Origin of the sequence: Pararcticibacter amylolyticus (genome assembly GCF_003130405.1) — a bacterium.
GTDB lineage: Bacteria > Bacteroidota > Bacteroidia > Sphingobacteriales > Sphingobacteriaceae > Arcticibacter > Arcticibacter amylolyticus.
The window spans coordinates 51,625-59,946 of record NZ_QEAS01000013.1; the positions used below are offsets into that span (position 1 = coordinate 51,625).

Below are 8,322 nucleotides of genomic sequence, written 5' to 3' on the forward strand. Positions count from 1 at the left end.
GCCTGTTTGATGATAATTGGACTGCTTGCGGGTAACACCCGCCTGGAAGCCCAGTATACCTATTTCCCTGAAAAGGGAACGGTTACCTATGAGAAGAAAATTAACCTGCATGCTTTTTCGCGGAAGAACAGCAGCCCGGGCGGACGCGGTTTCTCAGGAGATGTTTTTTCTTCCCTGCCTCATTTTATCACCAGTCCCTATACGCTTGTTTTTAATCGCAGCGTCTCGCTTTATTCCCCGGGAAAGGCGGAAGACATATCTTTTCTCGATTATGCTTATATAAATCCTGCGGTGGCCTTAAGGAATACGGTTTACGCGGAGCCGGAGAAGGGGAGCGCAGTGGTCAGGAAAGAATTCATGGCAGACGAAGTATTGCTGAAACCTGATACTCTTCACAAAATAAGATGGAAGATCACACCGGAAACACGCGATATCCTGGGGTATACCTGCAGAAGAGCCAACGCCCTGCTGATGGATTCGATCTATGTGGTAGCGTTTTATACGGACGAGATTCCCTTCAGGGGCGGTCCGGAGTGCTTTTCGGGCTTGCCGGGGCTGATCCTGGGGGTAGCTCTGCCTCATCACAATATCACATGGTTTGCTACGGAAGTGAAAATGGATATGGCCCCGGCAGCACAGCTTGTTCCGCCCACAGGCCGGAAGGTCCGTAGCCGGAAAGAACTCAGGGAATATTTAAAAAAGAATCTCGCGCTGAGAAATGAGGCTCTCTTACGGGAGGCGGTTGATCTGATTATGCTTTGAGTTAACCGGTTCGTCACATTTTCACGACGTTTCGTCACATAGATTTTTCCTGCCGGGTAGTCCTCGCTAATTTCCGGTATGAAAACACTAAACTCCGCCCTGTCCCGGCATCCAACTGGTAGAATTTGCAGCAGAAGGTTTTTGCTTGCCCTGCTCCTGCTCTTCGTGTGGGGCATCAGGACAAACGCTCAGTTCAGGCTTTACGGCAAGCTTCCAGGTGGATCTCGGAGTGATACGCTTTATTTAAATATTCCTTTTGTATATGGTAATTACCGCGAGAACGACCTGCAGGTAATAGCGGATAACCGTGGCAATTTTACTATCGATTTACCTCTTAACGAATACAAATTCGCCACTCTGCAACGTGGTGGCCGCGCTTATACTTTACTGCTTATTCCAGGAAAGAAATTGCAACTGATTTTCGGGTCTGACACCACCGTTCTGTTTAAAGGGACTGCCGGGGCGCAGAACCGCCTTTTAGCATCGCTGCATTTGGGTGACATTCCTTTCTTTGGAAAAGAAATACGGGCTAAAAACCCCTATGCACACCTTAGCGCCGCCGGTGTTGCAGATAGTGTGTTCAAGCCATGGTTTGCCATCAGGGATGAAAGACTCAAGGGTATTAAAGAGAGCAGCTTGACCCACTTCGAAAAACAACTGATCAGCCAGGAAGTAGAGGCCGATGCTGTGGTACAAGCGCATTCATACCTGAGGGGGATAGGCTCTTTCAGGATGAGGGAGCTGATCGGCCTTACCGCCGAACTATATAAAGGCGTATCTATCACGCCGGAGGTGATGCCCGCAGGCCCGCAATTTTACCGCATGGCAGATAACTATGTCGGCCATATGGAGGGACAAGCCATTCTGGAGATGCAAACGCTTAAAGAAAATGCGAACAAGACTCCTTTGAAGTTTTACAATATCTCGTTGGATAGCGGAAATGTCCTGATTGACAAAAAGGGCAAAATGTTTCTGAATTGGATTGCTATACGCAACAACTATCCCGCGGATGTTGCAGAGGCTTTACTGGCCCAGGCTGTTTTCTCTAAAACTGTGGATAAGGATCTGGCTCAGGCAGCACCACTGATGGAGGAGTTAATGTATATCTATCCTGGGAGCAGGTATATTGGTAAACTGAGTGCGCGGATGAACATGTTGAAAGCTGCGTTAAAACGGAATAGCGCTAACAGGGCTATACATATTTTCAATGAGTCTGACTCGATAAATTCTGTTGCCGCGCTTTTGGCCAGGTTCAAGGGAAAGGTCGTTTATCTTGATATATGGGGAACCTGGTGCGGCCCTTGTAAGGATGAGCTCAGATATGTGCCTGAACTTAGGAAACGCTTTGAAGGCAAGGATGTGGCTTTCGTTTACATTGATATGGATGAAGATAAAAAGGATGCTCAGTGGCGGGAGTTCTTAATAGTGAACAACATGGAGGGATGGCACTTAAGGAAAAGCAGGAAGGATATTAATCCATTCTGGGAGGAGCTGCTTCCTGCTTTCGAAGGCCGAAACTCTTACCCTACTTATTTTATCTTTGACCGTTCGGGCAAACTGGTGATCCCTAAAGCTAAACGACCAAGCGACAAAGCAGAGTTATACCGCCAAATCGACGGGTTCTTGTAATATCATCTTATCGGGGATTCGTAATTGAGATGCTATTATGGCAAGCTCGTACAAAACATCGCTCATAACGTCACTCCCTGCGCTGTTATTTTTCAATATATTAGCCTGATAGTTTTAACCCTGGATGATGAATGAGGTCTGGCTTTCAATTAACGACAGCTTCCGACAAAGAATTAGTTAAATTAGCGGGTTCAACGGTAAGTAGAGTCCGCATTACATTTATCCTGTCGCTGAAGAACAAATGAAGTATAGAGAAATCTCTCCATGCAAAGGATTAGCCTCCTTTATTCACTCCTACTGGGAGTTGAAAGGGGATGAATCTGATAAACAATGGGACCGGATTTTCCCTGATGGTTGTGCAGGATTAGTGATAAATCTGGGTAACACCTGTTTGACAGACAACGGCTCGGTTTCTATGGAATTTGGGAAAACGTATGCAGTTGGTGCAATGACTTCATTTAAAGACAATTTTATTGATAGTGCAACTCATTTATTAGGTGTTTGCCTCAAACCTGCAACTTTTGCCAATTTTTACAGCTATGCTTCACAGCATGAACTCATTGACAATACGGTTCAGTTTGAGAAAACCGATTCATTTAATCTTGATAAGATCGGTGAATCTCCGTTCGATTACCTGAACCGGTTTTTTTCCGGCAGAATCAGGAACAAGTACAATCTGCTGCAATCAACTATCGATGATATTCATTCAGGCAAGGGGCGAATCAGCATTTGCGAACTGGCAAAGAGAAACTTCACCACCGTACGGCAGCTGGAGCGGAATTTTAAGAAGCACATCGGCTTATCACCGAAAGAATATTCAAACATTATCCGTTTTCAAAATGCTTTAACGATGATTAAAAACCCAGACAAAGACCGGAGTTTGTCGGAGGTTGCTTTCGAATGCGGCTATTATGATCACTCGCATCTGACCAATGAAATCAGGCGCAACACCGGACTTCCACCATCTGAGCTTTAATTTGTCGCATTTTTACAAAGTGCAGCTGGGCGCCGTAAATTATCTTTGTGAAACATTAAAACCCGAAACAAATGCGAAAAATATCACTTTTCATTGCAGCAAGTTTAGACGGATATATTGCCAAGCCGAATGACGACCTCAGCTTCCTGAAACTCGTTGAAAAGGAAGGAGAAGACTATGGTTATACCGAATTTACAGACACCATTGATACATTAATTGTCGGGAGAAGAACTTATGACTATGTGCTTAAGGAAATCGGCCCGGCTCATTATGACAACGGACAAAGAGACGTGTATGTCATAACGAGAACTGAAAGGCAGCAGGAAGGCAGGACGACTTTCTATACCGGGAGCCTAACCGACCTGGTTAACCGCCTGAAGTCTGAAAGCGGCAGAAACATCTATTGCGACGGCGGTGCCGAAGTAATCAATGAACTATTGCAGAACGACCTGGTAGATGAGTTTATCATTTCGGTCATCCCGGTTTTACTAGGTGAGGGGACAAGACTGTTTAAGGACGGAAGGCCTGAACAACTACTTGAATTCATCTCAGCAAAAACATTTGAAACGGGATTGACGCAACTGCATTATAAACGGAAAAGATAATGGCGACCGATGTTATCGGTTCGCTTGTTAAAGGCGTGTAAGAGACCCGGGCTACCGGTAATTTTCTTTTCTGCCCTGCTCAGCATCTGCTTAATCCCAGATAAAAGGTCTTTCTACTCCCATCGCTCTCAGGCAATATAAAAACTGGCCCGCATGCACAGACTCATGGTAGGCAATCCTGAGGAGATAGTCGCCGAGAAGCTTCTCTGCACCGTTTCCGGGATGGATGATAATAGTGCCGGAAAGTTCCTCCTCAGAGAACTTCCCGGCACTATCTAAAAATTTCTGCCGGTAAGGTTCTGCAAATGCAATCTCCTTTTCAACGCTACCGAAGGGCCGCCCTTCCCAGGGTGTATGATAATTGCTCATATCTTCCTTATTGATGATCATATTCCAGCCATAGTCGGCTTGCAGCACATGTCTTATCATCTCGATAGCAGTCATGGCGTCGGGATCAGGTTTCCAGTTATAAAAGGCTTCGGGAAGTCCACTCCATAGTATAATACTGCGCCTTCTGGTTTCATTAAGATGTTTGATGATCAGTTCCTTTTGTGTCATGGAGAATGTTTATACGCTAAAATAGGCTTTTAATTAACAATCTCCCCACCCGTAAGAAAAGCATATTTGACGAAGGACTATTCCCCGCTTCGGTACTTACATTATTGGCACGCTGACTGTTAAATTTTGCCTTCAAATTTTTTAATGGCATCGGCGCTCACAGGGGTAAAAAAATTGACCAGGTTCCCGTCCGGATCGCGGAACAGCAGTGAACGGTTGCCCCAGGGCATTGTCGTGGGTTCCTGCACTAGATAGGGTGCCAGGAACCCGGATTGTTCCTGGTAAATCTTGTCTACGTCAGTGGTGATGAATTCGATTATTGCCGTTTGATTTGCGGCGGCTTTAGCTACTTGCGGCCCGCCGAAGAACTGCAATGTCCGGGTGCTGCCAATAGCGAGGGTTCCGCCAGGCGTTTGAAGTTCTGCAAAGTCATCTGTAAAGCGAATGCCCTTTACCTGAGTGATATGCTCATAGAATTCTAAAAGTTTACTGACATCTTCAGTAATGACCCTGATTGAAACGAGATTCATTTGTCTTCAATTTTATTTGAGACAAAGTTCAGGAAGCTTTATGACAACTGTCTGTCAGCAGAGTTTCGCTTTTAAAAAACTTTTGTATTCACCCGCCGGGGGCTTTTACGGACTTAAGTCTTGTATTTTCCGGAGCAGCTGCATTGATAGCATGATCAGTAGGTTAGTTGTGCAGGTCCGGGAATAATTACTTCACAGCAATAAAATTTCCTGGTAATAAAATATAACGTAACTTTGATTACAGTAACCCACATTACTGTAACCTCCATTACGTTATGAAGTTCTACAATCGTGAAAATGAATTAACTCTACTAGAAAGGACCAGGAAAGCTATATCCGGCGGGGCCAGGATGACAATTGTTACCGGTCGACGAAGAATCGGTAAAACAAGTTTAATTTTAAAATCCACCCAAGCAAGCCCTCATGTGTATCTTTTTGTTAGCCGAAAGGAAGAAGTACTCCTCTGCCAGGACTTTATTGCTGAAATCCAGAAAGCACTTTCGATCCAGGTTTTTGGGAGCTTCAATTCATTTAGTAGCATTTTCGAATACCTAATGGAGCTATCTGAACAACGTCCTTTTACATTGACAATTGACGAGTTTCAGGAATTTAATACTATAAACCCTTCAGTTTTTAGTGAGATGCAACGAATATGGGACCGTCGCAAGCAACAGAGCCATTTAAATCTCATATTAAGCGGATCGGTACTTTCGATGATGAAAAAAATATTCGAAAATGCAAAAGAGCCGCTTTTTGGCCGGGCAAACGAGCGAATTCTTTTGAAACCATTTTCAGTTGACACTCTTAAAGAAATAGTCTCTGATTATCATCCAAAATATGAGCCGATTGATCTCCTCGCCTTTTTTGTAATGACCGGAGGAGTGGCGAAATATGTGGAATTACTTGCAGAACGCAATGCGTTCACGTTCGAAGCTATAATAGAAGAGGTATTCCGGCCAAATTCCTTTTGGCTCGACGAGGGAAAAAATTTACTCATTGAAGAGTTTGGAAAAGAATACACCACCTATTTCTCTATTCTATCCCTTATGGCCAGCGCTAAAACATCCCGCTCGGATATTGAATCGATACTGGAGAAAAATATAGGAGGGTATCTCGACCGGCTTCAGAATGAATACCAGATCATTAGGACGGTAAAACCTGTACTTTCCAAACCTGGATCAAGAAATCAAAAATATTATATAGATGACAACTTCCTCAACTTTTGGTTCCGCTTCATTTTCAAAAACAGGAACGCTATTGAGATTGGAAACTTCACCTATATAAAGGACATATTCAAACGGGATTTCCACACCTTTGCCGGGCGTTTTCTTGAGAAGTGGTTTACAGAAAAAATGGCTCTTTCGCAGCGTTACAATATTATCGGCAATTACTGGGACAGGGCAGACAATGAAATCGACATAGTTGCAATCAACGAAACTGAGAAGATAGCAGAGTTCGCTGAAGTAAAATTAAATCCCGGCAAACTGGATAAGAACTTACTAATGACCAAAGCCCGCAAGCTTGAAGACCAGTTAAAAGGCTACACTTTCAGCTATTTACTGCTTTCGCCCGGCGATATGTAATACATAAACCATCGACTCAAAGGTCCTGCCATCCTGACAAACTACAATAGCATGCTATAATAAATACAACGATCCCCCTATCCGACACTTTCATTATTAATAGTTAATAAGTTTTCTGAACCGTCCGGAGCAGATCATGAGGATAACCCAATGTGACTGCGCTGGCTTGATCCAGGCTTGTGATCTGCTCCGGACTCAGGTGAATAGTCAAAGCCCCTAAACTGCCAGTAAGGTGAGCAAGGGTACGGACGCCTATAATGGGAAAGGCGTTTTTGGTCAGCGTCCAGGCCAACGCCACCTGTCCGGGCGTAGCTTCAAGCTCCCGGGCAATCTTTTCCAGGGTATCGAGAATGGTTTTCGTGGCATGATCCTCCTGGTATGGCCCTGTTCCACCTTGCGCCAGCCTGCCGGATGCTCCCTGCCGGTACTTGCCGGTAAGCAGCCCGCCCGCCAGGGGGGAGTATAACATGGTTCCAAGTCCAAAATGAGCCGCCATATCCACCAGTTCGCGCTCTGCCGTGCGTTGTGCCAGGTTGTACTCTATCTGCAATGCCGTAAGCGGAATAGCATGAGCAATAACAGCTGCCTTCCAGGCAGGGAAGTTGGCCAGGCCGGTATAGAGGACTTTCCCGGCTTTCACCAGGTCTTCCAGTCCACGGGCGATTTCCTCCGGCGGAGTGAGGCCATCATCATAATGCGGCATGTAAATATCGATGTAGTCCGTTTGCAACCTCTTCAAACTCGCCTCAACCGCCTGTCGCATGGCCTTCCTGTGGTTGCCGGAATTGGCAGGCGAAGGGTTGGCTTCGCTGCTGCGGGTGTACTTGGTGCAGATGATGAAGTTGCTTCGCCGCGATGCGATAAAATTTCCGACAATTTCTTCTGCTTCGCCAAGCTGGTACTGGTCAGCTACATCGATAAAGTTCCCACCGGCATCAGCATAGGCAGCCAGGATTTTAGGAATATCCTCCTCTATAGCGCCGTAACCGCGACGCTGACCTAAACTTGCAGCGCCTAAAATTAACTCGCTGGCTGGTAAACCGGTTTGGGTTCCGAAAAGTTTGTGTTTCATATTTGCCAAAGTTCGGCTTGCTGCGGCCCTGTGTCAAGCAGGGCTGAATTTAGCCGTATTGGTTAGGACATTGCGATGACTTATCTTCGCAGGATGTATAAAAGGAAGTTACCTATGCACCTGGAATGCGGCCTTCACCTGTTTATGGAAGTGATGAACGGCAAATGGAAGCCTAACCTGATCTGGTATATTCACTCGGGAGTTAAAAGGCCTGGCGAACTTCACCGGCGCTTACCCAAAGTTTCCCGGCGGCTGCTGGACACGCAGTTGAAGCAGCTTGCGGAGCAGGGCATCATCCGGAAAACCAAATTTGAGCAAAAGCTGGCAAAGGTGGAATATGAGCTTACGGCATTAGGCCAAACCCTGATACCGGTAATTGAAGTGACTGCGCGGTGGGGCGAAACGCACCGCGAGGCGCTGGAATCATTGTTTCAGTCACCAGGGGTTGAACAGCAATGAACTTCTTGATGTTAGTGAAATTTGAATTTAGAGAACCTGCTCCCGTTAGCTTTTTGGATACTCCCCGCTCCTGACCTGGTTCAGAGTCCCTTCGCTTATGAAACGCTGATCCCGGGCTCTTTCTTTGCTTTTTCATCGCTTTTTTAGC

At 45.7% G+C, this 8,322-nt stretch carries 9 protein-coding genes; 6 read left to right on the top strand and 3 right to left on the bottom strand.

The window, feature by feature from the left end; all coding sequences use genetic code 11:
• The first annotated feature begins 9 nt into the window (after window positions 1-9).
• The 4 genes from DDR33_RS15960 to DDR33_RS15975 all read left to right on the top strand — a co-directional run bounded on the left by DDR33_RS15960 (window position 10) and on the right by DDR33_RS15975 (window position 3,972).
• Window positions 10-762 carry a GLPGLI family protein gene (locus DDR33_RS15960; protein WP_109416809.1) on the top strand — a complete coding sequence of 251 codons (753 nt, stop codon included), beginning with the start codon at window positions 10-12 and terminating at the stop codon, window positions 760-762.
• A 78-nt stretch (window positions 763-840) separates the two neighbouring features.
• Window positions 841-2,391 (top strand): TlpA family protein disulfide reductase, encoded by a 1,551-nt coding sequence (locus DDR33_RS15965; RefSeq protein WP_109416810.1) that lies wholly within the window; start codon window positions 841-843, stop codon window positions 2,389-2,391.
• A gap of 241 nt (window positions 2,392-2,632) precedes the next feature.
• Complete coding sequence (locus DDR33_RS15970; protein WP_109416811.1) at window positions 2,633-3,367, top strand: helix-turn-helix domain-containing protein; 735 nt, start codon at window positions 2,633-2,635, stop codon at window positions 3,365-3,367.
• A gap of 71 nt (window positions 3,368-3,438) precedes the next feature.
• Window positions 3,439-3,972, top strand: a complete 534-nt coding sequence (locus DDR33_RS15975; RefSeq protein WP_109416812.1) for a dihydrofolate reductase family protein — start codon at window positions 3,439-3,441, stop codon at window positions 3,970-3,972.
• A gap of 90 nt (window positions 3,973-4,062) precedes the next feature.
• Here DDR33_RS15975 and DDR33_RS15980 read toward each other — a convergent pair whose 3' ends face one another.
• The gene (locus tag DDR33_RS15980) at window positions 4,063-4,530 is read right to left on the bottom strand and encodes a DinB family protein (RefSeq protein WP_109416813.1); all 468 of its coding nucleotides are present in this window, start codon (window positions 4,528-4,530) and stop codon (window positions 4,063-4,065) included.
• A gap of 119 nt (window positions 4,531-4,649) precedes the next feature.
• The gene (locus tag DDR33_RS15985; protein ID WP_109416814.1) at window positions 4,650-5,060 is read right to left on the bottom strand and encodes a VOC family protein; all 411 of its coding nucleotides are present in this window, start codon (window positions 5,058-5,060) and stop codon (window positions 4,650-4,652) included.
• A gap of 275 nt (window positions 5,061-5,335) precedes the next feature.
• Here DDR33_RS15985 and DDR33_RS15990 point away from each other — a divergent pair, with 275 nt between their 5' ends.
• Window positions 5,336-6,643: an ATP-binding protein gene (locus tag DDR33_RS15990; RefSeq protein ID WP_109416815.1), complete on the top strand. Its 1,308-nt coding sequence runs from the start codon at window positions 5,336-5,338 to the stop codon at window positions 6,641-6,643.
• A 103-nt stretch (window positions 6,644-6,746) separates the two neighbouring features.
• On the opposite strand, the gene DDR33_RS15995 is transcribed toward DDR33_RS15990, so the two are convergent.
• Window positions 6,747-7,715, bottom strand: a complete 969-nt coding sequence (locus DDR33_RS15995) for an aldo/keto reductase (protein ID WP_109416816.1) — start codon at window positions 7,713-7,715, stop codon at window positions 6,747-6,749.
• Window positions 7,716-7,808: 93 nt separating this feature from the next.
• Here DDR33_RS15995 and DDR33_RS16000 point away from each other — a divergent pair, with 93 nt between their 5' ends.
• Entirely contained in the window at window positions 7,809-8,174 is a 366-nt protein-coding gene (locus tag DDR33_RS16000; RefSeq protein WP_202913763.1) for a winged helix-turn-helix transcriptional regulator, read from the top strand.
• Window positions 8,175-8,322: the final 148 nt, after the last annotated feature.